Raw genomic sequence first — 23,460 nt, forward strand, 5'->3', positions numbered from 1 at the left:
AACCAAGGAAGGTTACAGCGTGCTCATGGCGCGCGGGCCCAGATCGCTGCGGACCGGCAGGGGCGCGATGCGGACGCGCGCCCCCAGGATCGCCAGTCCGTGCGGGGCGACGACCACCGGTTCGAGGTCCACCGAGGCGACCTCCGGCAGGTCGTCCACCAGCCGGGACACCCGTAGCAGCAGTTCCTCCAGGGCGTCGGTGTCGACCGCCTCGGCGCCCCGCCAGCCGAACAGCAGCGGCGCCGCCCTGACCTCGCGGACGAGTGAGGCGACGTCCTGGTCGGTGGCCGGAACCAGTCGGTGGGCGACGTCGCCCAGCAGTTCGGCGGGAGCGCCGGCCAGGCCGAAGGAGAGGATCGCGCCGACCGCCGGGTCGACGGTGGCACCGATCACGGTGTCCACCCCGCGGGGGGCGAGTCGCTGGACCACCAGCGCGGCCTGGGCGGCCCCGCCGAGCAGCTCGTCGAGCTCGCGGTGCGCGTGGCGCAGTCCGGCCTCGCCGGTCAGGTCGAGCCGGACGCTGCCGAGGTCGGGCCGGTGGCGCAGATGCGGGGCGGTGGCCTTGAGCGCGACGGGGTAGCCGAGGGAAGCCGCGGCCCGCGCCGCGCTCTCCTCGTCCGGGGCGGGCAGCGTCGGCGAGACGTCGATGCCGTAGCGGGCGAGCAGGGCGGCCGCCTCGGCGTCGGGCAGGGTGACCCGCGCACCGCCGGGCTGGGTGCGGGCGGCGACCGCGGCGCGGGTGGAGAGCGCGGCGTCGACCAGGACGCGGGCGCCGGCCTCGTCGATCCGGTCGAGCTCGGGGACCCTGGCGGTCTCCTCGGCCGCGGTCATCCGGCGACGCCAGTCGGCGTAGTGGACGGCGTGCGCGAGGGCCCGGACCGCCCGCTCGGGCGCGGGGTAGGCGGGGATGCCGCCGGGGCGCAGCCGGCCCGGCAGGTCGGTGAGCGCCAGGTGGGCGAGGAGCAGCGGCTTGCCGGCCGCCCGGGCGCGTTCGCCGGCGGCGAGCAGGGCGGCGGCGATCTCCGGATCGTCGGAGCCGAGCTCGGCGCCGTCCGGGCCGGTCGGGCGGCCGGGCGGGCGGGGGCCCCAGGACTGGCTGCCGAGGGGCGGGATGGCGACGGCGATCACCGCGTCCACCCCGGGGTCGGTCAGCGCGGTGTCCAGCGCGATCCGGAAGTTCTCGCCGGTGGCGGCGGTGGTGAGGTCGACGGGGGTGCGCGGGCGCAGGCCGGCCGAGAGGCAGGCGTCGTGGGTGAGCAGGCCCAGGGAGTCGGAGTTGCCGACCACCGCGACCCGGTCGCCGGGCGGCAGCGGCTGGTGGGCGAGCAGGTCTCCGGTGTCGTACAGCTCGGTGATGGTCTCCACCCGGGTGACGCCGGCCTGCTCGAAGAGGGCGTCGACGGTGGCGTCCCGCAGGCCGCTGGCGGTGGCCGGGACGGCGTGGCCGGGCGGCAGGCTGCCGGTGTGGCGGGCGCCCTTGACCACGACCACCGGCTTGGCCTGGGCGAGCCGGCGGGCGATCCGGGTGAACTTGCGGGGGTTGCCGAAGGACTCCAGGTAGAGCAGGACGACCTCGGTGGCCGGGTCCTCGGCCCAGTACTGGAGGAAGTCGTTGCCGGAGACGTCGGAGCGGTTGCCGACCGAGGCGAAGGAGGAGACGCCGAGGCCGCGCCGGTGGCCGGCTTCCAACAGGGCGACGCCGATCGCGCCGGACTGGCAGAAGACGCCGAAGGCGCCGCGGGCGGGCAGCACCGGGGCGAGCGAGGCGTTCAGCGGGTGCTCCGGGTCGGTGGAGATCAGGCCGAAGGCGTTCGGGCCGATCACCCGCATGCCGGCCGCCCGGGCCTGGCCGACCAGGGCGCGCTGGCGGTCGCGGCCCTCGGGGCCGGTCTCGGCGTAGCCGGCGGTGACCACCACCAGGCCCTGGACGCCGTGCGCGCCGCACTCGGCGACCACCTCGGGCACGGCGGAGGCGGGGACGGCGATCACCGCGAGGTCGACCGGGCCGGGGATGTCCAGGACCGAGCGGTGCACCGGGAGGCCGTCCAGCTCGGTGCCGGGCGGGGCGTTGCGGTTCACCGCGTACACCGGGCGGTCGGCGGCGGCGAAGCCGGTGAGCAGGTCGCGCAGCAGGGCCCGGCCGACGGTCTGCGGGGTGCGGGAGGCGCCGATCACGGCGACCGAGCGCGGGGTGAGCAGCCGCTGGACCGAGCGGGCCTCGGCGCGGTGCTCGCGGGCCCGCATGACGGCGAGCGAGGCCGCGGTGGGTTCGAGATCGAACTCCAGGTGCACGACGCCGTCGGCGAAGCTGCGGCGCTGGACGTAGCCGGCGTCGGTGAAGACCTTCACCATCTTGCGGTTCTCCGGCAGCACCTCGGCCTGGAAGCGGCGGATGCCGCGCTCCTGGGCGACCGCGGCGATGTGCTCCAGCAGGGCGGAGGCGACGCCCCGGCCCTGGTGGGCGTCCTGGACCAGAAAGGCGACCTCGGCGTCGGTGCCGGTCTCCGAGGGGCGGCCGTCGGTGTCGATCCGGTCGTAGCGGACGGTGGCGATGAAGCGGTCGCGGACGACGACGGCGAGGCCGACCCGGTGGACGAAGTCGTGGTGGGTGAAGCGCCGGACGTCCTTGTCGGACAGCCGGGGGTAGGGCGCGAAGAAGCGGAAGTACTTGGACTGGTCCGACACCTGTTCGTAGAACTCGACCAGACGGGCGGCGTCCGCCGGGGTGATCGGGCGGATCCGGGCGGTGCCGCCGTCGCGCAGCAGGACGTCGGCCTCCCAGTGCTGGGGGTAGTCCGGGCCGTCCGGGCCGTGCTCCGGGCGGCCCGCCGTCCGGGCGGGCCTCGGGTCCTGCTCGGGGTTCGGTGCCGCGGAGTCGTCCACGATCGTCAGGTTATCCGGCGGCGGGCCGAATGGCGCCGGGCGTGTGTTCACGGCAGGGTGGGCAGGGCCTCTGAACGGGGATTATGCGCCGTTTATGGCTCTGAAAGAAACAATCACAAGTCCCGAACGCGGCGGCTCGCAGGGGTCGGCTGCGTGCAACACTGGTCTAGACAACATGGCCGTTTCCCCCATCACGGCTGTGACCAGCTTCACCGGAAAGGCACGTCTCATGGCCGAGCGCCGCGTCACCATCGGTTGGGCCGAGGGCCTGCACGCCCGTCCCGCCTCCGTCTTCGTCAAGGCCGTCGCGGCCACCGGCGTGCCGATCACCATCACCAAGCCGGGCGGCAACCCCGTCAACGCCGGCTCCATGCTCGGCCTGCTCGCGCTCGGCGCGCAGGGCGGCGACGAGGTCGTGCTGGCCTCCGACGCCGAGGGCGCCGACGAGGCCCTGGACCGCCTGGCCGCGCTGGTCCAGCAGGGCCTGGACGAGCTGCCCGCCGCGGCCTGAGCACCGCACCGCACACACGTCCGGAGCCCGGGCCCCGTTGGTCGGGGGGCCCGGGCTCCGGTGTGCGCGGCCGCGGCCCGAAGGCCGCGCGGCCCGAGCGCGGCGGTCGTCAGCCCGCCGCGATCGCCCGCAGGATGTCCAGCCGGGCCGCCCGGCGGGCCGGCCTGAGCCCGGCCACCGCACCCGCCACCAGACCGGCCAGCAGCACCACGGACAGCTGGAGCGGCGGGACCGCGAAACTGCCCGTCCCCTCCGTGTCGGCCGCCCGGACCAGCGCCCAGCCCAGGAACGCCCCCAGGCCCAGGCCGCCGATCGTGCCGAACAGCGCCACCAGCACCGACTCCCAGCGCACCATCGCGCGCAGTTGGCTGCGGGTCTGGCCGACCGCGCGCAGCAGGCCCAGTTCCCTGGTCCGCTCGTGCACCGCCAGCGTCAGCGTGTTGGCGATCCCCAGCAGCGCGATCAGCACCGCGAGCGCCAGCAGGGCGTAGACCACCGAGAGCATGATGTCGACCACCGAGGCCGCGCTCTTCGCGTACTCCGACCGGGTCTGCACCTTCGGGTCGCCGAACGGCACCGCCGCCGCCGTCACCGCCGCCTTGCCGGCCGACAGCGAGACCCCGTCCTTCAACGCCACCGCCACCAGCGAGTCGGCGTCCTGGCCCTTGTGCGGGGCCCACGCCTCCCGGGTGACCAGGTAGTCGCCGGCCAGCTCACTGCCCTGGTACAGCGCCTTCACCGTGAACGGCGCCTCGGCCCCGTCACTGAACCGCACCGGCACGGTGGTGCCCACCTGCCAGCCCTGCTTCTCCGCCTCCGTCCTGGACACCGCCAGGCCGTCGGTGCCCAGCTGGAGCGAACCGTCCACCCGGCCGAGGTCCACGATCCCCGCCAGCCGGGTCGGGTCGGTGACGTCCAGGGTCCGGCCGTGGCCGTCCACCCGCGCCACACCCCGGCCCAGGCCGACGCTCTGCCGCACCTCCGGCAGACCGGCCACCGCGTCCGCCAGCTTCGGGCTGAGCGCGCCGGCCCGGAAACCGCCGGTGGAGATCGCGAGATCCCCGGCGAAGGTCCGGCTCACCGTGTCGTCCATGGTCGCCTTGATCGACGCGCCGAAGACGGTGAACAGCGATACCACCGTCACCCCGACCATCAGCGCGCTGGCCGTCGCGGCCGTCCGCTTCGGATTGCGGGTCGCGTTGCGCTGCGCCAGCACGCCCGGCATGCCGCGCAGCCTCGGCAGCGGAGCGCCCAGCAGCCGCACCACGAAGGTCGCGAACACCGGGCCGAGCACCACCACACCGAGCAGCGTCGCCACCGCCCCGCCCGCGGTCAGCCCCACCGAGGGACCGTCCGTCGCGCCGACCACCGTGGCGGCCGCACCGGCCGCGACCAGCACGGCGCCGACGGTCCAGCGGATCCGGCCGGCCCGGCCGTCGGCCGCGCCGTCCACCGCCACCGCCCGCATCGCGGCCAGCGGAGCCGTCCGGCCCGCCCGCACGGCCGGCGCGACCGCCGAACCGACCGCCGTGAGCGTGCCCACCAGCAGCGGCAGCGCCACCGAGACCGCGCCGATCACCAGGCTGCCGGTCGGCAGGCTGAAGCCGATCACCTTGAACAGCGACTTCAGCCCGGCCGCGATCCCGATCCCGCCGAGCACTCCGGCCACCGAGGCCGCCAGCCCGACCACCACGGCCTCCGCCAGGGTCGCCCCCAGCACCTGGCCGCGGGCCGCGCCCAGCGCCCGGAGCAGCGCGTTCTCCCTGGTGCGCTGTGCCACCACGATGGCGAAGGTGTTGTGGATGGTGAAGGTCGCCACCAGCAGCGCGATGCCCGCGAAGACCAGCAGCAGGGTGGTGAACATGGTCAGGAAGCGGCTGGACACCTGCGCGGTGGCCTCCTCGGAGACCTTCGTCCCGGTCACCGCCTCCAGCCCGGCCGGCAGCTTCGCCGTCAGCGCCGTCACCAGCTCCTGCTGGGAGACGCCGCCCGAGGCCCGGAACTGGATCGAGGTGGCCTGGCCCTGCCCCTTCGGGGTCAGGTAGCGCTGGGCATCCGCCAGGGTCAGCCCGGTGTAGGTGTTCTGGCCCATGCCGTCGGCCGAGGCGCCGAAGGTCGCGATACCGACGATCGTCACCGGCACCGGGTCGGGGGCGCGCAGAATGGTCGAGTCGCCGATCTTCAGCTCACCGGCCTTGGCCGCGCCCCGGTTGATCACCGCCTCCCCCGGCTGCTGCGGCGCCCGGCCCTCGGCCAGCCGGTACGGGTTGAGCCCGCTGTCCGGCTGCCAGTAACCGGCCAGCGTGGGCGGACCCTGGCCGCCCACCGCCTTGCCGTTCTTGCCGATCAGCTGCCCGGAGCCCTGGATGGCCGGCTCGGCCGCCGCGACCCCGGGCACCTGGCGCAGCTGGTCCGCCAGCGCGAGGTCCACCGGGGCGCGGACGCCGCCGAAGGTGTTCTCGGTGTCCATCACGTCGGCGCTGCGCACCACCGCGTCGGTGCCGCGGTTGGCATCGGCGAACAGGGTGTCGAAGCTGCCGCGCAGGGTGTCGCCGAGCACCAGGGTGCCGGTCAGGAAGCTCACCCCGAGCAGGATCGCGGTGAACGTCCCGGCCAGCCGGCGCTTGTGCGCGGCCAGCGAGCGGAGACTGATCCGCAGGGTGGCGCCGGTGCTGCTCATGCTCCCGCCCCACCCCGGACGGCCGCGGGAGCGTGGTCGAAGTCCTTCATCCGGTCCAGCACCCCGGCCGGGGTGGGCCGCTCCATCCGGTCCACCAGCCGGCCGTCGGCGAGGAACAGCACCTCGTCCGCGTAGCCGGCGGCGGTCGGGTCGTGGGTGACCATGACCACCGTCTGGCCCATCTCGTCCACCGCGCGGCGCATGAGCTCCAGCACCTCGGCGCCGGTCCGGGAGTCCAGGTTGCCGGTCGGCTCGTCCGCGAAGACGACCTCCGGCCGGCCGGCCAGCGCCCGGGCCAGCGCGACCCGCTGCTGCTGGCCGCCGGAGAGCTCGGTCGGCCGGTGCTCCAGCCGGTCCCGCAGGCCGACCGCGTCGATCAGGGTCTCCACCCACTCCCGGTCCACCTCGCCGCCGGCCAGGTCGACCGGCAGCGTGATGTTCTCCCGGGCGGTCAGCACCGGCACCAGGTTGAAGGACTGGAAGACGAAGCCGATCCGCTCCCGGCGCAGCAGGGTCAGCCTGCGGTCGTTGAGGTTCTCCAGCTCGGTGTCACCGATCATCGCGGTGCCGGCGGTCAGCCGGTCCAGCCCCGCCGCGCAGTGCAGCAGGGTGGACTTGCCGGAGCCGGACGGGCCCATGATCGCGGTGAGCCGGCCGGCCGGGAAGCCGACGGTCACGTGGTCCAGGGCGCGCACCTCGGTGCGGCCGATGCCGTAGACCTTGACCGCGTCGGTCACCCGGGCGGCCATCCGGTCGGTCCCGACCAGTTCGAGGACCGGGAACGTGGTCACTTGCCACCGCCCTGACCCGGCTTGGTGTCGTCCGGGCCGCCCTGGAGGTGCTCCAGCAGGGTGTCCCGGCGGGTGCGGTACTCCTCCTCGGTGATCTCACCGTCGGCGTACCGGCGGGCCAGGCTCGCCAGCGGGGCCTCGGTGCCGCCGCCGGCCCAGGGGGGTCCGCCGCGCCAACCCGGGCCGCCGCCCCAGGGGCCGCCCCACTGGCCGCCGGCCCACGGCGGGCCCCACGGCCCGCGCCGGCCGAAGCCGCGGCGGCGGAAGACGGTGAACACGGTGACCAGGACGATCAGCCAGAACAGCGGGAAGAGCAGGAACCAGGGACCGGGGCCGCCCCCGTTCCACGGGCCCCAGCCCTCCCGGCAGTAAGCGTCGGCGAGCAGTGCGGTGCTCTGCATATCGGTCAACTCCTCGGTGTGCCCCGCACATTCGGACGGGGGCCGCGCCGCCCCGGACGTTCCCCGAGGCCACCACGAGCTTCTCGCCGGAAGGGGGTCCACCGCGTCCTCCGGGGAGCGGCACCGCGGGTACGACACCGGGAGTACGCCCCGGGGCGTGGACTGCTCCCGGGGCGCCGACCCGGCCCCGCCGAGGGGACGGCCGCTACAGCCAGCCGGGGCGGACCAGGCCGGACTCGTAGGCGAGGACGACCAACTGGGCGCGGTCGCGGACACCGAGCTTCACCATGGCGCGGCTGACATGGGTCTTCGCGGTGAGCGGGCTGACCACCAGACGGCGGGCGATGTCGTCGTTGCTCAGGCCCATGCCGACCAGGGTGAGCACCTCGCGCTCCCGGTCGGTCAGCGCGTCCAGCAACTGCCCGCCGGCCGAGGGCTCGCGGGAGCGGCTGGCGAACTCGTCGATCACCCGGCGGGTCACGCCCGGGGAGAGCAGCGAGTCGCCGACCGCGGCGACCCGGACGGCGCGCAGCAGGTCGGCCGGTTCGGTGTCCTTGGCGAGGAAGCCGGCCGCGCCCATCCGCAGGGCCTCGAAGATGTACTCGTCCAGCTCGAAGGTGGTCAGCACCACCACCCGGACGGCGGAGAGCTCGGGGCGGGAGCAGATCAGGCGGGTGGCCTCCAGGCCGTCGGTGCCGGGCATCCGGATGTCCATCAGGACGACGTCCGGCCGCAGCTCCTCCACCAGGCGGACGGCCGCCCCGCCGTCGTCCGCCTCACCGACCACCTCGATGTCGGGCTGGGCGTCGAGCAGGGCCCGGAAGCCCGCCCGGACCAGGACCTGGTCGTCCGCCAGCAGTACTCGGATCATCCCGTCCGCTTCCCCTCGCTCGCCGCGCCCTGCCCCGTCGGGTCGGGCAGCCAGGCCCGGACCCGGAAGCCGCCGCCGTGCGGACCGGCGGTCAGCTCGCCGGCGAAGGCCGCGGCCCGCTCGCGCATGCCGACCAGGCCGTTGCCGGAGCCGCCGCCGTCACCGCCGGCGGCCGGGCCCGGATCGTCCACCCGGAGCAGCAGCCCCGCCGGGGAGGACCAGTCCATCAGAACCGTGGCGCTCCGCGCGGCCGAATGGCGGATGACGTTGGTGAGCGCCTCCTGGACGATCCGGAACGCGGCCAGCTCGACCTGGGCGGGGAGCGGCCGGGAGGTGCCCACCGTGTCGACCGTGACCGTGAGCCCGGCGTGGCCGGCCTGGGTCACGAGTTCGGGCAGCCGGGCCAGGCCGGGGGCGGGGGTACGGGGGGCCTGGCCGTCCGGGCCGCGCAGGGTGCCGAGCACCTGGCGGACCTCGCCGAGCGCCTCCTTGCTGGTCGCCTTGATGACGGTCAGCGCGGCCCGCACCTGGTCCGGGTGCTCGTCGATGAGCTCCAGTGCCACTCCGGCCTGGAGGTGGATCACCGAGATGGAGTGGGCCAGGATGTCGTGGAGTTCGCGGGCCATCCGCAGCCGCTCCTCGGCGGCGCGGTTCTCCTCCGCCTGCCGCCGGGCCAGCCGGCGGGCGGCGAGCTGTTCGCCGCGCGAGCGCATGATCTCGGCGCCGGCCAGGATCAGCAGCAGCCAGGCCGCCGCCCCGGCCTCCTGCCACCAGCTGGGCCCGGGCCCGGGGGCGCGCTGCCAGCCGTGCGGCAGCAGGTGGGAGCTGCCCAGGTGGAGCAGGTAACCGGCGGCCAGGGAGATCCAGGCCCACCAGCGGCGGCCCCGGGCGAGCGCGCCGTAGACGGCGACGGCGAGGCTGAAGAACACCGGGCCGTACGGGTAGCCGGCCAGCAGGTAGCCGATGGTGACGGCGGTGACGCCGGCCACCACCGGGCCGGGGAAGCGGTCGCGCAGCAGCAGCAGGGCGGGCCCGAGCAGCAGCAGCGCGTAGCCGACCGCGTCGAGCGCGGCCCGGTCGGTCTGCTGGCGGGCGGCGGCGGTGGAGCCGACCACCTGGACCAGGGCCACCAGGAGGGCGGAGAGCCTGGTCCAGGAGGGTCTGGTCCACGGTGGTCCGGGATAGGGGTCGTGGCCGGTGCTCACGTGGTCGGTGCTCATGAACGGGTAACGGTCACCGCCCCGGCGCCGCGCCCGCGGCCCGGTTGACGCGCGCGGCGCGGGCCTCGGCGGCCAGTCGCTTCCCCCGCTTGGTCATGCCCCAGGGCTTGACCACGGAGAGCACGGTGGCGGTCAGGTAGATGGTCAGCGCCACCGAGGGGGCGATCACCAGTACGTGCGGGGCGCGGCCGTCCGGCGGGACGGTGCCGGCCGCGACCTGGCCGGCCGCGTCGTGGATGAAGGCGCGCAGGGCAAAGATCGAGGCCAGGGTGGCGGCCAGGGTGAGCCAGAACTTGGTGGCGACCCAACGGTGGCGCAGCAGGCCCCAGGTGGTGCCGAGGGACAGCAGCACGCCGGAGAGCAGCGAGAGCAGGCTGATCGGGATCAGCAGCCAGTCGGCGAAGATCTCCTGCGCGAGGTAGGCGGCGCGCACGGTGTCCGGGTTGTCGGAGAAGCGGCCGGCGATGCCGAGGGCGAGCACACCGGCGGTCAGGCCCAGCCAGCCGACCGAGCAGGCGACGTGCACGGTCAGCCAGACCCGGCGGGCGTGCTTGGGCAGCCGCAGGCGCCCGGCGAGGCCGGCCGGGGGCTCCGGCCGGTCGGCGCGGTCGGCACGGTCGGCCGCGGGCCCGGCGGGGGCCGTCGGGGCCTCGGGGGTGTCGGCGGCGGGCGGGCCAGGAGGTGTGGGCATCGGCTTGTGCTCCGGAGGGCGAGGGGCGACGCGGGCCACGGGCCGGCGGCCACCGGGTGGATGGTGTACGGCCGCCGGCCCACGGCTCGGGTGATCCACGGGATCACCCCCTACTCTGCCCGGCCGGAGTGGGCGGGGCATCGCACGGCGGGAGTAGCCGGCCGTACCGCCCCTTGAGTACGGGCGGCGCGGCGCGCGGGCGGCCGACGGCCGGGATCGTTCGGTGGGCGGGCCGCACACGGACGACGGACGGCCGGCGGACGGGCGAACGGGCGGACGGCGGGCAGGCGGTCGACGGGCGGTCAGTAGGCGATCTCCACGACCTCGCGCCGACCGGACGACTCCTGGACCGCGGCCAGCAGGTAGTGCGCGAGGTCGGCCCGGGATATCGACCAGGCCCCGGGCAGCCGGCCACCGGCCGCCGTGCGGTAGCGGCCCCGGGCCCGGCCGCCGGTGAGCCGGGCGGCCCGGACCAGCGTCCAGTCCAGCTCGGTGTCCTCCAGCAGCAACCGCTCCATTCGCGCCATGTCGGCGTACGGCCGGCGGAGCATCGGGTGCAGCACCCAGGAGGTGAGGGCCCGTTGGAACGGGGCGGCGCGCCAGGGCACCGGGCTCATGCTGGTGGTGGAGACGCACAGCACCCGGGGGACCCCGGTGGCGCGCATCGCCTTGAGGATGTGGTCGGTGCCGGCCGAGTAGACGGTGGTGGCGGCCCGGCTGTAGCCGATGCCGAGCGCGGAGACCACGGCGTCCGCGCCCTCGACGGCACGGGCCACCGCGTCCGGGTCGAGGACGTCGCCCTGGCGGATGGTGCCGGGGCGGGCGTCGGCCAGGGCCAGCGGGTCGCGGGCGAAGGCGACGGTGGAGTGCCCGGCCTCGGCGGCCAGCTCCAGGAAGTGGCGGCCGGTACCACCGGTCGCGCCGAAGACGACGATGTTCACGGTGCGTTTCCCCCTCGATCGGCCTCGGTCGGCCTGGCTCGGCCTCACTCGGCCCGGTCCGGTCCGGACTGGCTCGCTCCCTCGCGGTCCGGCGCGGGCCGGCCCGCTCCGGCCGGGTCAGCCCCGGTGGCGGGTGGCCGGCGCGCGGCCGGCCCGCGCCGCGGACGTGCCGCGGACGGGCCGGCCCCCGCCGGGGGTCATCAGTTGGCCACCTCGACGCGTCGGCCGTAGGTGGCCGTGTCATCCAGATGGGTGACGATGTAGTCGGCGACGTTCGCCCGCGCGATGCGCGACGCCTTCGGGATGTGGCCGCCCACCACCGCCTGGTAGTTGGGGGTGGCCGGACCGTCGGTCAGCATCGGCACCCGGACGATCGTCCAGTCCAGCGGGCTGGCCTCGACCTCGTCCTCCATCCGGGCCAGGTCCAGGTGGATGTTCCGGTAGACCCGGTCCACCACGAACTCGGCGACGAAGCGCTGCATCATCGGCAGGTGCTTGGTCTCCAGGCCGGCCGAGGACATGGTGACCAGCCGGCGCACCCCGCCCGCCCGGGCGGCGGCGATGACGTTGCGCGCGCCCTCGGAGAACACCGTGGTCGTGGTGCGGGTGGTCACCCCCAGCGCGATCACGACGGCCTCCTTGCCGGCCAGCGGGCCGGTCAGCGACTCCACGTCGAACACGTCCGCGCGGACCTTGCTCAGCCGCTCGTGCTCGATCGGCAGCTTCGCCGGGTCGCGCAGCAGCGCGGTGACGCTGTGCTTGTTCTCCAGGGCCTTCTCGACGAGCAGCCGTCCGGTCCGACCGGCCGCTCCCACCACGACGATCTCCATAATTTCCTCCTTGCCGGGGCCGGCGGCAACTGGTTGCCGCCGGCCGTGAGTTGACCTTCGCTACGCCGACGGGTCCTACGGTAGGGAAAAGGCGAGCAGAACGCCGCCCGCATTGCTCGGATACTGCGGGTAGTACGCGGCCTGGACGTAGAGCATGCCGTCCGCGACCACCGCGCCACCGCCGCCGGACAGTGCCGTGCCGTGCCCCGGCACGCCGTTGACCGTGGTGAAGTCGCGGACCACGTCGTACTGCCAGAGCACCGCGCCGGTGGTGGCCGAGAAGACGCGCATCTTGCCGTCGGCGCCGCCCTCGTAGACCAGGCCGCGGGTGGCGGTCACCGCGGGGGTGAAGGCCCGCTGGCACAGCTCCGGGTTGGCGGCCGCGCCGCCCCACTGGCAGCCGTCGGCCGGGCTCTGGGTCTGCCAGAGGATCGCGCCGGTCGCCGGGTCGAGCGCGTACAGGGTGCCCGGGTTGGCGAACCAGGTGGCGACGTACAGCCGGGTGCCGTCGTAGCTGGTACCCCACTGGATGCCCGAGCTGCCGCCCTTGGTGTTGGGGTCGGCGACCACCGCGCGGTCCCAGACCTTGGCACCGGTCAGCGCGTCGTAGACGTGGTAGATGCCGTTCTTCTGGCCGATGCCGATCACCCGGCGGTTGCCGATGCTGAAGACGTTGGCGCTGGCGCCGAAGTCCCAGTCGTGGTCGGTGCCGTTGGCCTTGCTCGGGCAGTAGGCGTCGGCTCCGGCGATGCCGCAGGCGACGGTGAAGGTGTCCGGGAAGACCTCCTGGGACCGCCAGCGGACGTTGCCGTTGCGGGCGTCCAGGGCGAGCACCGAGTCGGTGTCGCCGGCCGCGCCGGTGTAGTTCTGGCCGGTGCCGACGTAGATGGTGCCGGTCTCCCGGTCGACCACCGGCGAGCTCCACACGGCGACGCCGGAGGGCTCGTACCGGGCCGCGCCGTTGGGCCAGGTGCCGACCTGCTGCGGCTGGGGCGTGGTCCAGTGCCGCCAGCTCAGCTGTCCGGTGTACGCGTTGACGGCGACCACCGAGCCGCGGAAGGTGCAGCACGGGTAGGTCAGGTCGAAGGTGGCACCGGACTCCTTGCTGGAGACGCCCACGTAGACCTGGCCGTTGTAGACCAGCGGCGAGCTGGTGATCTGGGCCTGCGGGTGGGCGTCCAGCTTCAGCGACCAGCGCAGGGCGCCGGTGCGGCGGTCGAGCGCGTACAGGTAGCCGCGGTTGTCACCGAAGTAGACGGTGTTGCCCTCGACGGCAGGGCTGCTGCGGACCGGGTCCGGGTTCGTGGCCGAGTGGGCGCCGGCCACCGGGGCGACGTCGAAGGTCCAGCGCGCGGCGCCGGTCCTGGCGTCCATGGCGTGGAAGGTGCCCTCGGCACCGCCGACGTACAGGGTGCCGTCCACCACGGCGGGCTGGCTGCCCAGGTAGACGCCCTGGACCTTCTCGTGGCCGAAGGCCCACTTGAGGCCGAGGTTGCCGACGGTGGCCGGGGTGATCCGGCTCTCCTGGCCGTTGAACCGGCTGCCGGCCTGGTCGAACTGCCAGCTGCTCCAGTTCGCCGGGGGGCGGTGGCGGGACTCGGTGTCCTCGGCGCCCGCGCCGTTGGTGGCGGCGAGCAGGACGAGGGCGGTCAACAGGGCCACCAGGGCGGTGCCGAAACCGGCCGCCCGGGACCGTCTTGGCTGGGACTGGGGCTGGGACACGTGGATCAACTCCTCGGTGAGGGCGTGTGGTTCACGTACGGTCCGGAGTGCCGGGAAGCCCGGCGGCGATCTCCGCGTGGGAGAGCACGGCGGCGCAGTCCAGCTCGCCGAGGCCCGCCTCGGCGGCGGCGACGAGGGTCTCGTGGGTGGCGTCGCACACCGGGGTCGCGACACCGAGGCGGCCGGCCTCGGCGGTGGCCAGCCGGAGGTCCTTGCGCATCAGGTCGAGCCGGAACTGCGGCTCGCCGTAGGCCCGGCGGCGCATCACGCCGGCCTTGTACTTCATCACGGGCGAGCTGAAGCCGCTCTCGCTGATCATCGAGAGGGCCAGCTCGCGGTCGATGCCGGCCCGCTGGGCCAGCGTCACCGACTCGGCGAGCACCTGCATCTCGACGCCCATCAGCACGTTGAGCATCACCTTGGCGGTGGCGCCGAGGCCGCTCGGGCCGAGGTGGCGGATCTCCTTGGCCAGCGGCTCCAGCACGGCGCTCAGCCGCTCGAAGGTCTCGGCGGAGCCGCCGACCATGAAGCGCAGTTCGCCGTCCTTGGCGTGCTGGCCGTTGCCGATGATGCAGGCGTCCACGGCGCTGCGGCCGCGGCCGGCGACGCGCTCGGCCACCGACCGGGCGAAGTCCGGGGAGACGGTACTGGTGTCCATCACGATGCCGTGGGCGGGCAGCGTCTCCAGCACTCCGCCGGCGCCGAACAACTGCTCCTCGACGGCGGCCTCGGAGGCCAGGCTGAGCAGCACCACGTCCACCCGGGAAGCCAGTTCGGCCGCGGTGGCGGCGACCTCGGCGCCGCGGGCGGCGAACGGGGCGGTGCGCTCGGGGGTGCGGTTGTGGACCACGATCCGGTGGCCCTGGTCGAGCAGGCGGGAGGCCATGCCGCCGCCCATGACGCCGAGACCGATGACGCCGATCCTGGTCGCCGGGGGAATGCCGGGGGCGGCGGGCGGGAGGTCCCGGGAGAGTGCACGCCGCCGGCTGGGTATGTCGGCCATGGAGTCGACCCGCTTCCTGGTGGGCTGGTCGCGCCGGTACTCCCGGCGCTCGGAGTGCGGCGGGGAAGGCCGTGCCAGACACCCCGCCCCACCGCGGCCGGGGTGCCGACTGCCCGTCCAGCCTAGCGGGTGAACACTCACTCCGCGACGGCTTTCGGCGTCCGTTTCGAGCCGTATCCGGCCCTGACGCTTGTTCAGTTCCGGTTCCGGACAAGCCTCCTCCCCCACCGCCGGGGGTAACAGTGGGGGAGGAGGGGCTATCGGGGCGGACACCGGTCCGTCGACCGGGGCGGTTCGGCGGCCGTCAGCCGGCCGCGGTCTCCGGCCGGCCGCCCGCGGGGCCGGCGTGACCGGGCTGACCACCCTGGCCACCCTGACCGGCCGGGGCGCCCTGGCCCTGGCCCTGCCACTGGCCGCCACCGGCGGGCGCGCCCTGCCCCTGGCCCTGGCCGCCGCCCTGACCCTGCCACTGGCCGCCCTGGCCGCCCTGGCCCTGCTGCTGGCCACCGGGGCCGCCCTGGCCGCCCTGGCCCTTGCCGCCGGGCGCACCCATCGGCGCCCGCATCGGACGCTCCTTGAGGAAGACCACGACCAGGGCGCCGAGCAGCGCGATGACCATGCCGATCAGGTAGACCGTGTGCAGCGACTCGGCCAGCGCCGAGGCCACACCGTCGCGCACCTCGGGCGCTTGCGCCCGGACCTTGGCCGGCGAGGTCAGCAGACCGTCCGTACCGAGCCGGGCCAGCGCCTCGGCCGGCACCTTCTTCGGCAGCTGGTCGCGCAGTTGGGCGTTGAGGATGGCACCGAAGACGGTCACACCCATGGCGCCACCGAGCGAGCGGAAGAAGTTCGCCGCGGCGGTCGCCACACCCAGCTGACGCATCTCGACGGAGTTCTGCACCGCCGCGATGAGCACCTGGGTGACCAGACCGAAGCCGATGCCGAAGACCGCCAGGAAGCCGCCCGCGGCCACCTGGGAGGAGTCGGCCTTGAGGGTCGACATCAGGTACAGGCCGACCGCCATGATCAGCAGGCCCGCGATCGGGAACAGCTTGTACTTGCCGGTCGCCGCGACGACCTTGCCCGAGACGGTCAGACTGACCACGGTCGCGATCATCAGCGGGACCAGCAGCAGCCCGGACTCGGTGGCGGTGTCCCCGTTGGCGACCTGGAGGAAGAGCGGGGTGTAGACGGTCGCCACGAAGAGCGAGATCGAGGCGAGGAAGAGACCGACGGTGGCCACCAGGATGACCGGGTCCTTGAAGAGCTCCAGCGGGACGACCGGCTCACTGGCCCGCTTCTCCTGCAGGACGAAGCCGACCAGCAGCACCGCGGCGAGCACCAGCAGGCCGATGATCTGGACCGAGCCCCACGAGTACTGGTCGCCGGCCCAGACCGAGACCAGCAGGATCGCGACGATGGCGGAGCTGAGCAGCGCCGAGCCGAGGTAGTCGAGCTTCTTCTTCTGCTTGTTGACCGGCAGCTTCAGCACCGAGCTGACGACCACCAGCGCGACCGCGCCGATCGGCAGGTTGATGTAGAAGATCCACGGCCAGGACAGGTGGTCGACGAAGGCGCCGCCGATCAGCGGGCCGACCACACCGGCGATCACGAAGCAGGACTGCGCGTAGCCCTGCCACTTGCCGCGCTCGCGGGGCGGGACGAGCTCGGCGATCAGGGCCATCGCCAGCGCCATCAGACCGCCGGCGCCCAGACCCTGGAGGGTGCGGAAGCCGATCAGCTGACCGATGTTGGCGGACAGGCCGGACAGCGCCGAGCCGAGCAGGAAGATCGTGATGGCCGACTGGAACATCAGCTTGCGGCCGTAGAGGTCGCCCAGCTTGCCCCAGAGCGGCGTGGCCGCGGTGGCGGCCAGCATGTAGGCGGTGATGACCCACGCCAGGTGGGTCACGCCGCCGAGGTCACCGGCGATGGTCGGCAGGGCCGTCGCCACGATCGTCTGGTCCAGGGCTGCCAGGAACATGGCAAGCACCAGGGCAGCAAAGATCGTCAAGAAGGTTTTACGTGGGACTTCCGGGGCGGGTGCAGCGTACGGGGCGCTCATTGGGTACTCCTTGAGAGGCGTCCGCCGACTCGGAGACCTTGCTCCGAGCTTGAATTCGTATAGACTATACAATCAAAATAAGCCGTCAAGAGCCAACGTCAAGGGCGGCCGCGGCCGCCCGGAAGGGCAGCTAACGATGAGCCAACTCCAGGGGAAGATCGCGCTCGTGACCGGTTCTACCTCGGGCATGGGGGCCGCCACCGCACTGGCGCTCGCCGCCGCCGGGGCGCACGTGGTGGTCTCCGGCCGCCGGGCCGAGCTGGGCAACGCCGTGGTGGAGCGGATCCGGGAGAAGGGCGGGCAGGCGGACTTCGTCGCCGCCGATGTCACCGTCGAGGATGACGTCGCCCGTCTGGTGAGTACCACGGTCGAGCGACACGGTCGCCTCGACATCGCCTTCAACAACGCCGGCGGCGGCGGGGCCTTCGGCCCGCTGGACCGGGTCCCGGCGGACGCCTTCGCCGCGGTGATCGCGGTCAACCTCATCGGCACCTACCACTCGCTGAAGCACGAGATCGCCGCCATGCGGGCGAGCGGCGGCGGCAGCATCATCAACAACGCCTCCACCGCCGGTGTCCAGGGCACCGCCTTCGGCCTGGGCGCGTACACCGCGGCCAAGCACGGCGTCGTCGGCCTGACCCGGGCCACCGCGCTGGAGGCCGGCCCGGCGGGCATCCGGGTCAACGCGCTGATCACCGGCCCGGTCGACACCGAGGACTTCCGCCAGCGGGTCGGCGGGCAGCCGGGCGCGCTGGAGCGGGCCGGCGCGGCCACCGCCCTGGGGCGGATCGCGACCGAGGAGGAGGTCGCCCACGCGGTGGTCTTCCTCGGCAGCGACGCGGCCAGCTTCGTCACCGGCTCGCTGTTCGGGCTGGAGGGCGGCATGACGGCCGGCGTCACGGCCGGGACGATGGGACGGCCCGGCGGCGGCCAGGGCGGTCCGGGTGCGCAGGGCGGCCAGGGCGGTCCCGGCGCCGGGCGGCCCGGCGGCAACTGACCGGAACCGGACGCACCGGGGCCCGTTCCCCTCTCGTCCCATTGCCAGCAATCCACCCTCCGGCTATTTTTTCGATATGTTCGTAAAAACCACGAGGAACACCGAAGAGTTCATCTCGGAAACCGGTGGGTGGATTGCCGGCAACCCCGTCGAGAATTCCATCCTGCTGACCATGCTGGCCGGCGCGAAATTCCGACCGCCGACCGCCCCGCCGATAGCCTGGAGCCGGGTCGAGGACCCGGCCTCGGACACGGCGGCGGTGGTCGGCGTCGCGGCGTTCACGGCGCCGCACCTGGTCGTGCTGAGCGGGATGCCGGCGGCCGCCGCGGCCGCGCTCGGCGCCGAACTGGGCGCCGGGCCCGACCTCCTGCCCGGCGTGATCGGGCCGGACGAGGCGGCCGCCGCCTTCGCCGCGGCCTGGTCCGAGGCCACCGGCCGACCGGCCCGGGCCGACCGCCGCGAGCGGATGCTCTGCCTGGACGACGCGGTCACCACCGACGGCCGTCCGGCCCCGGAGGGACGGTCCAGGGCCGCCCGCGAGGAGGAAGCGGAGCTGTTCACCGACTGGTGCCTGGAGGCCGCGCACGGCGCCGGGCTCAGCCGGGAAATGGCCTCCCGCTCCGTCCGGGGCCAGATCGCCGGCGGCCTGCTGCGGGCCTGGGAGCTCGACGGCGAGCCGGTCGCGATCCTCGGCCGGACCGCCGCCGTCGCCGGCGTGGTCCGCTACGGCCCGATCTACTCGAAGCCCGACGCACGGCGCGGCGGCTACGCCCGGGCACTGCTCACCGAGTCCTCGACCGAGGTGCGCGCCGAGGGACTGGTCGGCATGGCGGTGACCGCCGAGGGCAACGACACGGTGCAGGCGCTGTTCGGCTCGCTCGGCTACCGCTCCCGCGGCGGCCTGTCGGAATTCCGGTTCGACTGAGTGGCACATTCCCTCCGGGAAATACCCGGAGGGAATGCCGGGGGCCCGGATCCGAGATCGGATCCGGGCCCACTCGCAATATCGTCCGAAATTTCCGGGAACTGCCCGGAGGAATTCCCCCCCCGGGCGGTTCCGAGCGTTCGGTGGCTCCGGGCGTCCGGCGTCCGGGCGTCCGGTCAGTCCAGCGGGTCGGGGTCCGGCACGGCCTCCAGCAGCGCGAAGGCCGTCCCGGTGGACACCACCCGGTTGAGCCGGAAGCCGCCGCGCCGGAAGACCTCGGCGAACTGCTCCTCGGTGCGGACCTCGCCGCTCATGGTGACCAGCATGACCAGGTCGAAGTTCTTCACGAACCTCGGCACGCCCTCGCGGTGCACCAGCTCCGCCGCGACGAAGCGGGCGCCCGGCGAGGCTTCCCGGCACTTGCGCAGCAGCCGGACCAGCGCCTCGTCCGGCCACGAGTGCCAGACCTGCTTGGTGACGTAGGCGCCGATCCCGGCCGGGACCCCGGCGAAGAAGTCCACCGGCTCGAAGTCCAGCCGGCCCTGCTCGGCCAGCTTGGCGACGTCGGGCTGGGTCCTGGCCTGCTCGATGACGCTCGGCAGATCGGCCAGCACGCCCCGCGCGAGGGCGTCGTACTTGTGCAGGATCGCGGCCAGGTAGGTGCCCTGCCCGCCGCCCAGGTCGCAGACCGCGCCGGCCTCGGCGAACTCGGGGTACGCGGACACCAGGGCGTCGGAGAGCGCGTCGGTGAAGTCGGTCATCGCCTGGTTGAAGGTCGCGGCGGCCGACGGGTTCTTCTGCAGCCAGGGCCACAGGGCGGTGCCGTGCACCTTCTCGAACCCGGGCTTCCCGGTGGCCAGGCTGTGGTCCAGCGCGCCCCAGGAGGCCCAGAGCCACTCGGCGCCGACCATCCGGGCCATCGCGTCCATCGAGCCGGGCACGCCGGGGCGCAGCAGCTCGGAGAGCCCGGTGTTGGCGAAGACGCCGGGCTCGACCTCCTCGAACACACCGTCCTCGGTGAGCAGCGAGAGCACCTTGGCCAGCGGGCCGGCGGTCACTCCGGCGCGCTCGGCGAGCTCGGCCACCGGCAGCGGGCCGTCGGCCAGCAGCTCGGCGAGCTTGAACTCGGCGGCCAGTGCCAGGCAGCGCGGTGTGGACGGGAACATCAATTCGGAGAGGAACACCGCGCCGGCCGAAGCAGGGGCGGTCTGGGGAACGGCGGTCATGGGGTGAGCCTCCCTGCGGGGACCGGGCCGGGGGCGGACGGCGCCCCCGGCCCGAGGTCAGCGGTCATGGGTGGACGGGCCGGACGGCCCCGCACCGGGCGGCCCGGACGGGCCGGGCCGTCCGGCGGTCGCGCGTGGCCGGGACTCAGCCCAGCAGGGCGAAGGCGAAGCCGCCGCCGGGGTTGGCCATGAACTTGTTGGTCGGCGGGATCTCACCGCCGGCCGCGACGCCGATGGCCGGGCCGCTCAGCGCGATCCGGGACGGGGTGGGGACGATCTGGACCTGGCCGGCGGCCAGCTGGCCCCAGTTGTTCCAGCCCCAGCCCTGCACCGAGCCGTCGGCCAGCAGCGCCAGCGCGTGCCCACCGTTGCCGGGGGCCGCGTCGGTGCCGCCGCCGCTGACGGACACGGCCTTGACGCCGGTCAGACCGGGCACCGGGGCCGGCACCGCGCGGTCGGCGGTGGTGCCGTCGCCGAGCTGGCCGCCGTCGTTGAGGCCCCAGGCCCAGACGGTGCCGTCGGCCAGCAGCGCCACCGTGTGGTGGTAGGCGCCGACCAGCTGGGTGACCGAGCGCAGGCCCGCGACCTTCTGCGGGGCGGCGCGGTCCTCGGTGGTGCCGTCGCCGAGCTGGCCGCGGTCGTTGAAGCCCCAGACCGAGGCGGTGCCGTCGGCGTGCACGACCATGCTGTGGCCGCCGCCGGCGCTCAGCCTGACGGCCGGCTCCAGGTTCTCGATCACGGCCGGACGCGGCCGGCAGTCGAAGGAGGCGGTCATGTAGGAGCGGACGATCCGGCCCTCGCGGGTCGAACCGGGGCCGTCGCCCAGCTGGCCGCGGTCGTCGCGGCCCCAGGACCAGACGGTGCCGTCGGCCTTGAGCGCGAGGTTGTGCGCGCCGCCGACCGCCAGCTCGACGACGTCCTCCAGGCCGTCGACCCGGACCGGGACCGGCTGCACGCCGAAGTTGGCCTCGCCGAGGGCGCAGAAGAAGCCGGCGCCCCAGGCCCAGACGGTGCCGTCCTCCAGCAGGGCGGCGGTGTGGCCGCCACCGGCGCCGACCGAGCGGACCCGGCCGGGCAGGCCGACGGTCCGGACCGGGGTGGCCTGGTTCTCGGTGGAGCCGTCGCCGAGCTGGCCGAAGGCGTTGCGGCCGAAGCCCCAGAGCTCGCCGTCGCCGGTCAGGGCCAGCGCGTGGCCGCTGCCGGCCGCCACCTTGACCACGTTCTCCAGGCCCTTGATGTCCTGCGCGGTGCTCCGGTTGACGGTCCCGCCGTCGCCGAGCTGGCCGTTGGTGTTGTCACCCCAACTGCTGATGATGCCTGCCATGGTGATGCGACCTCTCAATAGTCGGGGGGCGGTCAGGCCCAGAACTGGTCGACGGCGTACTGGTCCTCGGGGTAGGTCCAGAACTCGGCGATCAGGCCGTCCTGGATCCGCGCGACGTTGACGAAGGGCATCTCCAGGCTCTTGCCCTCGCGCTCGTAGCGGGTGAAGACGGTCGCGAAGGCGAACGAGTCGCTCGCGCCGATCTCGTGGATCTCCATCGTGATCCGGCCCTGGCAGATCTCGAACATCCGGCCGGCGAAGGCCAGTGCGGACTCGATGCCCTCGTGCGCGCCGGACAGCTCGCTGGTGCCCGGGTAGTAGTGCACGCAGTCCTTGGTCCAGTAGCTGGCCGCCTTCTGCACGTCGCCCACGGTGAACGCGGCGTAGACCGCTTCCATGAGCTTGGCGTTGGGGTGGTCGACGACCTTCATGACTCTCCTCCTGTAGCTGTGCGACGGTGCGATGCGGGGCCGTGCAATAGAGCTGGGACGTGCGGTGGAGCGGGGTCGTGCGGTGGAGCGGCGTCGCTCGGCGCGGTTCGACCGGCGCCGCTCGACGCGTGAATGACGGTTCGTCAGTTCGCCGCGCGGCGGACGATGTCGACGAGGGTCGCCCGGTCCGGGGCGGGGAACGGCGGGGGCCCGCCCGCGACCGCCTGCTTGACCCGCAGCCGGATCTCCTCGTCCTCGTACAGGCCGGCCGGGTTGTCGAGCGACATCATGGTGCGGACCAGGCGGCGCCAGACCACCTCGTCGGTGCCGGCCGCCTCGGCGACCGTGCCGAAGGTGAGCACGTCCGGCGGCAGCGGCGGCAGCTGCTGGCCGGCCACGGTGGCCCGCCAGAGCCGGGCGCGGCCCGCGTCGTTGCGGACGGCGTCCTCGAACCACGGCCGGAAGGTCCGCCCGGCCAGGCCGGCCGCCAGCGCGGCCTGCTCGGCGTCCGGCTCCGGGTGCTCGCGCACCAGGTCGGCCAGGCCGAGCACATGGGCGATGGCCAGCGAGACGCCGCGGCCGAACGCCGGGTTGGTGGTGCAGACGGCGTCGGCGACCGGAAGGAAGCCGGGCACCGGCTGGACGTCCTGCCCGTACAGCTTCAGCGAGTTGTCCAGCCCCGCCATCGCGTGCACCGGCGAGATCGGGTCGGACGCCTCCGGCGACACCCAGGGGGCGAGCAGCGGGGTGGCCCGGACCACGGCGGTGAAGACGTCCTCGGCGCGCATCTGCTTCAGCTCGGTGTCGTCCGGCAGGATGCCGAACGAGATGGCGAAGGTGTTGTTGTCGCCGAGGAACATCACGCCGGTGTAGTGGTCCCACAGCCCGCCGGCGCCGAAGCCCCGGTTGAGCGGGCCGACCGGGCGCGGGCCGTGCGCGCGGTAGTAGCGGGTGTAGTAGGTGATGTCGGCGCTCTGGGCGACGAGTTCCGGCTCGGCCAGGCCGTGCTCGCGCAGCCACTCGTGGCCCTGCGAGCGGCGGCCGCTGGCGTCGATCACCAGATCGGCGGCGATGGTGCGGCCGTCCTTGGTGACCACTCCGGTCACCCGGGCCGGGCCCCGGTCGGCGACGGTCAGACCGCGCACCGTCTCGCCCCGGCGCAGCGAGATGCCCGGCTTGCGCAGCGCCTCCTGGCGCAGCACCAGCTCGAACGTGGTCCGCCGGCTGCCGAGCATCCGCAGCTCGGCGTCGGCCGGGTGCGGGGTCTTGTCGGCCAGGGTCGGCGGCATGGCCTTGCCCAGCTCGATCTCCCGCACGCCGGCCGCGACCAGCGCCTGGTAGACGGAGGGCAGCCGCTCGCGCAGCAGGTTGGTGCCGAGCGAGCCGAAGGCGTGCGAGTGGTGGAGCTGCGGCACGGTCGGCCGCTGCCAGTCGCCGTGCGCCTCGTCGACGGTGTCGGGAGCCTCGTTGGCGTCCCGCTCCAGCACGGTGACGTCGTGCCCCAGGTCGGCGAACGCCAGCGCGGCCACCAGGCCGGCGACGCTGCCGCCGATGATCAGAGTCCGTGTCATGACCTCACCCCGCGGTGGTAGGAGTGGAAAGGCCCGCCTTCGGGGTGTCCCGGGAGGTCTCGGCCTTGATGTGGAAGCGGATGGACTTCGCGTCGCTGAAGCACTCGCGCATCGGGCGCACGAGGTCCCGGTGCTCCTCGGTCCGCTCCCAGGCGACGAAGTCGTCCAGCGAGCGCCACTCGCTGGTGATCAGCCACTGCTCCGGGTCGGTGGAGGACTGGCAGACCTGGTCGCGCACGTGTCCGGGGACACCCTCGGCGACCAGGTGGCGGATCTGCTCGTACGCCTTGAGGAAGTCCTCCCGGCGCTCCTCCTTGACGGTGATCAGGAAGAGCACGCGGCCCTGGGCCGCGCCCTCGTCGACCGGCATGGCGGTC

20 protein-coding genes are annotated in these 23,460 nt (G+C 74.0%); 3 read left to right on the plus strand and 17 right to left on the minus strand.

Annotated elements, in window-relative coordinates; translation table 11 throughout:
- Positions 1 to 12: 12 nt before the first annotated feature.
- On the minus strand, positions 13 to 2,883 hold the full coding sequence (locus ACIQ9P_RS30320; RefSeq protein ID WP_402363102.1) for a GNAT family N-acetyltransferase: 2,871 nt from the start codon (positions 2,881 to 2,883) through the stop codon (positions 13 to 15).
- A 229-nt stretch (positions 2,884 to 3,112) separates the two neighbouring features.
- Here ACIQ9P_RS30320 and ACIQ9P_RS30325 point away from each other — a divergent pair, with 229 nt between their 5' ends.
- Complete coding sequence (locus ACIQ9P_RS30325; protein WP_030396570.1) at positions 3,113 to 3,394, plus strand: HPr family phosphocarrier protein; 282 nt, start codon at positions 3,113 to 3,115, stop codon at positions 3,392 to 3,394.
- A 109-nt stretch (positions 3,395 to 3,503) separates the two neighbouring features.
- On the opposite strand, the gene ACIQ9P_RS30330 is transcribed toward ACIQ9P_RS30325, so the two are convergent.
- From ACIQ9P_RS30330 to ACIQ9P_RS30380, 11 genes are all read right to left on the minus strand, one after another.
- The gene (locus ACIQ9P_RS30330; RefSeq protein WP_402363106.1) at positions 3,504 to 6,074 is read right to left on the minus strand and encodes an ABC transporter permease; all 2,571 of its coding nucleotides are present in this window, start codon (positions 6,072 to 6,074) and stop codon (positions 3,504 to 3,506) included.
- Positions 6,071 to 6,823, minus strand: a complete 753-nt coding sequence (locus ACIQ9P_RS30335; RefSeq protein WP_402363442.1) for an ABC transporter ATP-binding protein — start codon at positions 6,821 to 6,823, stop codon at positions 6,071 to 6,073. The genes ACIQ9P_RS30330 and ACIQ9P_RS30335 overlap by 4 nt, the downstream gene beginning before the upstream one ends.
- 38 nt (positions 6,824 to 6,861) lie before the next feature.
- Positions 6,862 to 7,266: an SHOCT domain-containing protein gene (locus ACIQ9P_RS30340; protein WP_402363109.1), complete on the minus strand. Its 405-nt coding sequence runs from the start codon at positions 7,264 to 7,266 to the stop codon at positions 6,862 to 6,864.
- Positions 7,267 to 7,471: 205 nt separating this feature from the next.
- Complete coding sequence (locus tag ACIQ9P_RS30345; protein ID WP_402363112.1) at positions 7,472 to 8,137, minus strand: response regulator; 666 nt, start codon at positions 8,135 to 8,137, stop codon at positions 7,472 to 7,474.
- Positions 8,134 to 9,357: a sensor histidine kinase gene (locus ACIQ9P_RS30350; protein ID WP_402363115.1), complete on the minus strand. Its 1,224-nt coding sequence runs from the start codon at positions 9,355 to 9,357 to the stop codon at positions 8,134 to 8,136. Before ACIQ9P_RS30350 ends, ACIQ9P_RS30345 begins: the two co-directional genes overlap by 4 nt.
- Before the next feature lie 13 nt (positions 9,358 to 9,370).
- The gene (locus ACIQ9P_RS30355; RefSeq protein ID WP_402363118.1) at positions 9,371 to 10,048 is read right to left on the minus strand and encodes a DUF2269 domain-containing protein; all 678 of its coding nucleotides are present in this window, start codon (positions 10,046 to 10,048) and stop codon (positions 9,371 to 9,373) included.
- A gap of 302 nt (positions 10,049 to 10,350) precedes the next feature.
- Positions 10,351 to 10,989: an NAD(P)-dependent oxidoreductase gene (locus ACIQ9P_RS30360; protein ID WP_402363121.1), complete on the minus strand. Its 639-nt coding sequence runs from the start codon at positions 10,987 to 10,989 to the stop codon at positions 10,351 to 10,353.
- Positions 10,990 to 11,189: 200 nt separating this feature from the next.
- Positions 11,190 to 11,819: an NAD(P)-dependent oxidoreductase gene (locus tag ACIQ9P_RS30365; protein ID WP_402363124.1), complete on the minus strand. Its 630-nt coding sequence runs from the start codon at positions 11,817 to 11,819 to the stop codon at positions 11,190 to 11,192.
- Positions 11,820 to 11,894: 75 nt separating this feature from the next.
- Positions 11,895 to 13,541 carry a PQQ-binding-like beta-propeller repeat protein gene (locus ACIQ9P_RS30370; protein ID WP_402363126.1) on the minus strand — a complete coding sequence of 549 codons (1,647 nt, stop codon included), beginning with the start codon at positions 13,539 to 13,541 and terminating at the stop codon, positions 11,895 to 11,897.
- 31 nt (positions 13,542 to 13,572) lie between these two features.
- Positions 13,573 to 14,544 (minus strand): NAD(P)-dependent oxidoreductase, encoded by a 972-nt coding sequence (locus ACIQ9P_RS30375; RefSeq protein ID WP_402363130.1) that lies wholly within the window; start codon positions 14,542 to 14,544, stop codon positions 13,573 to 13,575.
- Between the two features lie 304 nt (positions 14,545 to 14,848).
- Positions 14,849 to 16,558, minus strand: coding sequence for an MDR family MFS transporter (locus ACIQ9P_RS30380; protein ID WP_402363133.1), 1,710 nt, complete (start codon positions 16,556 to 16,558; stop codon positions 14,849 to 14,851).
- Between the two features lie 187 nt (positions 16,559 to 16,745).
- Here ACIQ9P_RS30380 and ACIQ9P_RS30385 point away from each other — a divergent pair, with 187 nt between their 5' ends.
- Together ACIQ9P_RS30385 and ACIQ9P_RS30390 are read left to right on the plus strand one after the other, a co-directional pair.
- Positions 16,746 to 17,606: an SDR family NAD(P)-dependent oxidoreductase gene (locus ACIQ9P_RS30385; protein WP_402363136.1), complete on the plus strand. Its 861-nt coding sequence runs from the start codon at positions 16,746 to 16,748 to the stop codon at positions 17,604 to 17,606.
- 172 nt (positions 17,607 to 17,778) lie between these two features.
- Positions 17,779 to 18,531: a GNAT family N-acetyltransferase gene (locus ACIQ9P_RS30390; RefSeq protein WP_402363139.1), complete on the plus strand. Its 753-nt coding sequence runs from the start codon at positions 17,779 to 17,781 to the stop codon at positions 18,529 to 18,531.
- A gap of 176 nt (positions 18,532 to 18,707) precedes the next feature.
- On the opposite strand, the gene ACIQ9P_RS30395 is transcribed toward ACIQ9P_RS30390, so the two are convergent.
- From ACIQ9P_RS30395 to ACIQ9P_RS30415, 5 genes are all read right to left on the minus strand, one after another.
- Positions 18,708 to 19,757: an ArsR family transcriptional regulator gene (locus ACIQ9P_RS30395; protein ID WP_402363142.1), complete on the minus strand. Its 1,050-nt coding sequence runs from the start codon at positions 19,755 to 19,757 to the stop codon at positions 18,708 to 18,710.
- Positions 19,758 to 19,902: 145 nt separating this feature from the next.
- The gene (locus ACIQ9P_RS30400) at positions 19,903 to 21,081 is read right to left on the minus strand and encodes an RCC1 domain-containing protein (RefSeq protein ID WP_402363144.1); all 1,179 of its coding nucleotides are present in this window, start codon (positions 21,079 to 21,081) and stop codon (positions 19,903 to 19,905) included.
- A 32-nt stretch (positions 21,082 to 21,113) separates the two neighbouring features.
- Positions 21,114 to 21,512 carry a nuclear transport factor 2 family protein gene (locus ACIQ9P_RS30405; protein WP_030301365.1) on the minus strand — a complete coding sequence of 133 codons (399 nt, stop codon included), beginning with the start codon at positions 21,510 to 21,512 and terminating at the stop codon, positions 21,114 to 21,116.
- A 143-nt stretch (positions 21,513 to 21,655) separates the two neighbouring features.
- Entirely contained in the window at positions 21,656 to 23,083 is a 1,428-nt protein-coding gene (locus ACIQ9P_RS30410) for an FAD-dependent oxidoreductase (protein WP_402363147.1), read from the minus strand.
- A gap of 4 nt (positions 23,084 to 23,087) precedes the next feature.
- Positions 23,088 to 23,453 carry an antibiotic biosynthesis monooxygenase gene (locus ACIQ9P_RS30415; protein WP_030396587.1) on the minus strand — a complete coding sequence of 122 codons (366 nt, stop codon included), beginning with the start codon at positions 23,451 to 23,453 and terminating at the stop codon, positions 23,088 to 23,090.
- Between the last annotated feature and the right edge of the window lie 7 nt (positions 23,454 to 23,460).

Origin of the sequence: Kitasatospora sp. NPDC094019 (assembly GCF_044764505.1) — a bacterium.
In the GTDB taxonomy this organism is placed as follows: domain Bacteria; phylum Actinomycetota; class Actinomycetes; order Streptomycetales; family Streptomycetaceae; genus Kitasatospora.

Bases quoted from the DNA above. Each gene is read 5' to 3' on its own strand.
- ACIQ9P_RS30325 (WP_030396570.1), top strand. From the start codon at position 3,113: ATGGCCGAGCGCCGCGTCACCATCGGTTGGGCCGAGGGCCTGCACGCC.
- ACIQ9P_RS30330 (WP_402363106.1), bottom strand. From the start codon at position 6,074: ATGAGCAGCACCGGCGCCACCCTGCGGATCAGTCTCCGCTCGCTGGCC.
- ACIQ9P_RS30335 (WP_402363442.1), bottom strand. From the start codon at position 6,823: ATGGCCGCCCGGGTGACCGACGCGGTCAAGGTCTACGGCATCGGCCGC.
- ACIQ9P_RS30340 (WP_402363109.1), bottom strand. From the start codon at position 7,266: ATGCAGAGCACCGCACTGCTCGCCGACGCTTACTGCCGGGAGGGCTGG.
- ACIQ9P_RS30345 (WP_402363112.1), bottom strand. From the start codon at position 8,137: ATGATCCGAGTACTGCTGGCGGACGACCAGGTCCTGGTCCGGGCGGGC.
- ACIQ9P_RS30350 (WP_402363115.1), bottom strand. From the start codon at position 9,357: ATGAGCACCGACCACGTGAGCACCGGCCACGACCCCTATCCCGGACCA.
- ACIQ9P_RS30355 (WP_402363118.1), bottom strand. From the start codon at position 10,048: ATGCCCACACCTCCTGGCCCGCCCGCCGCCGACACCCCCGAGGCCCCG.
- ACIQ9P_RS30365 (WP_402363124.1), bottom strand. From the start codon at position 11,819: ATGGAGATCGTCGTGGTGGGAGCGGCCGGTCGGACCGGACGGCTGCTC.
- ACIQ9P_RS30375 (WP_402363130.1), bottom strand. From the start codon at position 14,544: ATGGCCGACATACCCAGCCGGCGGCGTGCACTCTCCCGGGACCTCCCG.
- ACIQ9P_RS30385 (WP_402363136.1), top strand. From the start codon at position 16,746: ATGAGCCAACTCCAGGGGAAGATCGCGCTCGTGACCGGTTCTACCTCG.
- ACIQ9P_RS30390 (WP_402363139.1), top strand. From the start codon at position 17,779: ATGCTGGCCGGCGCGAAATTCCGACCGCCGACCGCCCCGCCGATAGCC.
- ACIQ9P_RS30395 (WP_402363142.1), bottom strand. From the start codon at position 19,757: ATGACCGCCGTTCCCCAGACCGCCCCTGCTTCGGCCGGCGCGGTGTTC.
- ACIQ9P_RS30400 (WP_402363144.1), bottom strand. From the start codon at position 21,081: ATGGCAGGCATCATCAGCAGTTGGGGTGACAACACCAACGGCCAGCTC.
- ACIQ9P_RS30405 (WP_030301365.1), bottom strand. From the start codon at position 21,512: ATGAAGGTCGTCGACCACCCCAACGCCAAGCTCATGGAAGCGGTCTAC.
- ACIQ9P_RS30410 (WP_402363147.1), bottom strand. From the start codon at position 23,083: ATGACACGGACTCTGATCATCGGCGGCAGCGTCGCCGGCCTGGTGGCC.
- ACIQ9P_RS30415 (WP_030396587.1), bottom strand. From the start codon at position 23,453: ATGCCGGTCGACGAGGGCGCGGCCCAGGGCCGCGTGCTCTTCCTGATC.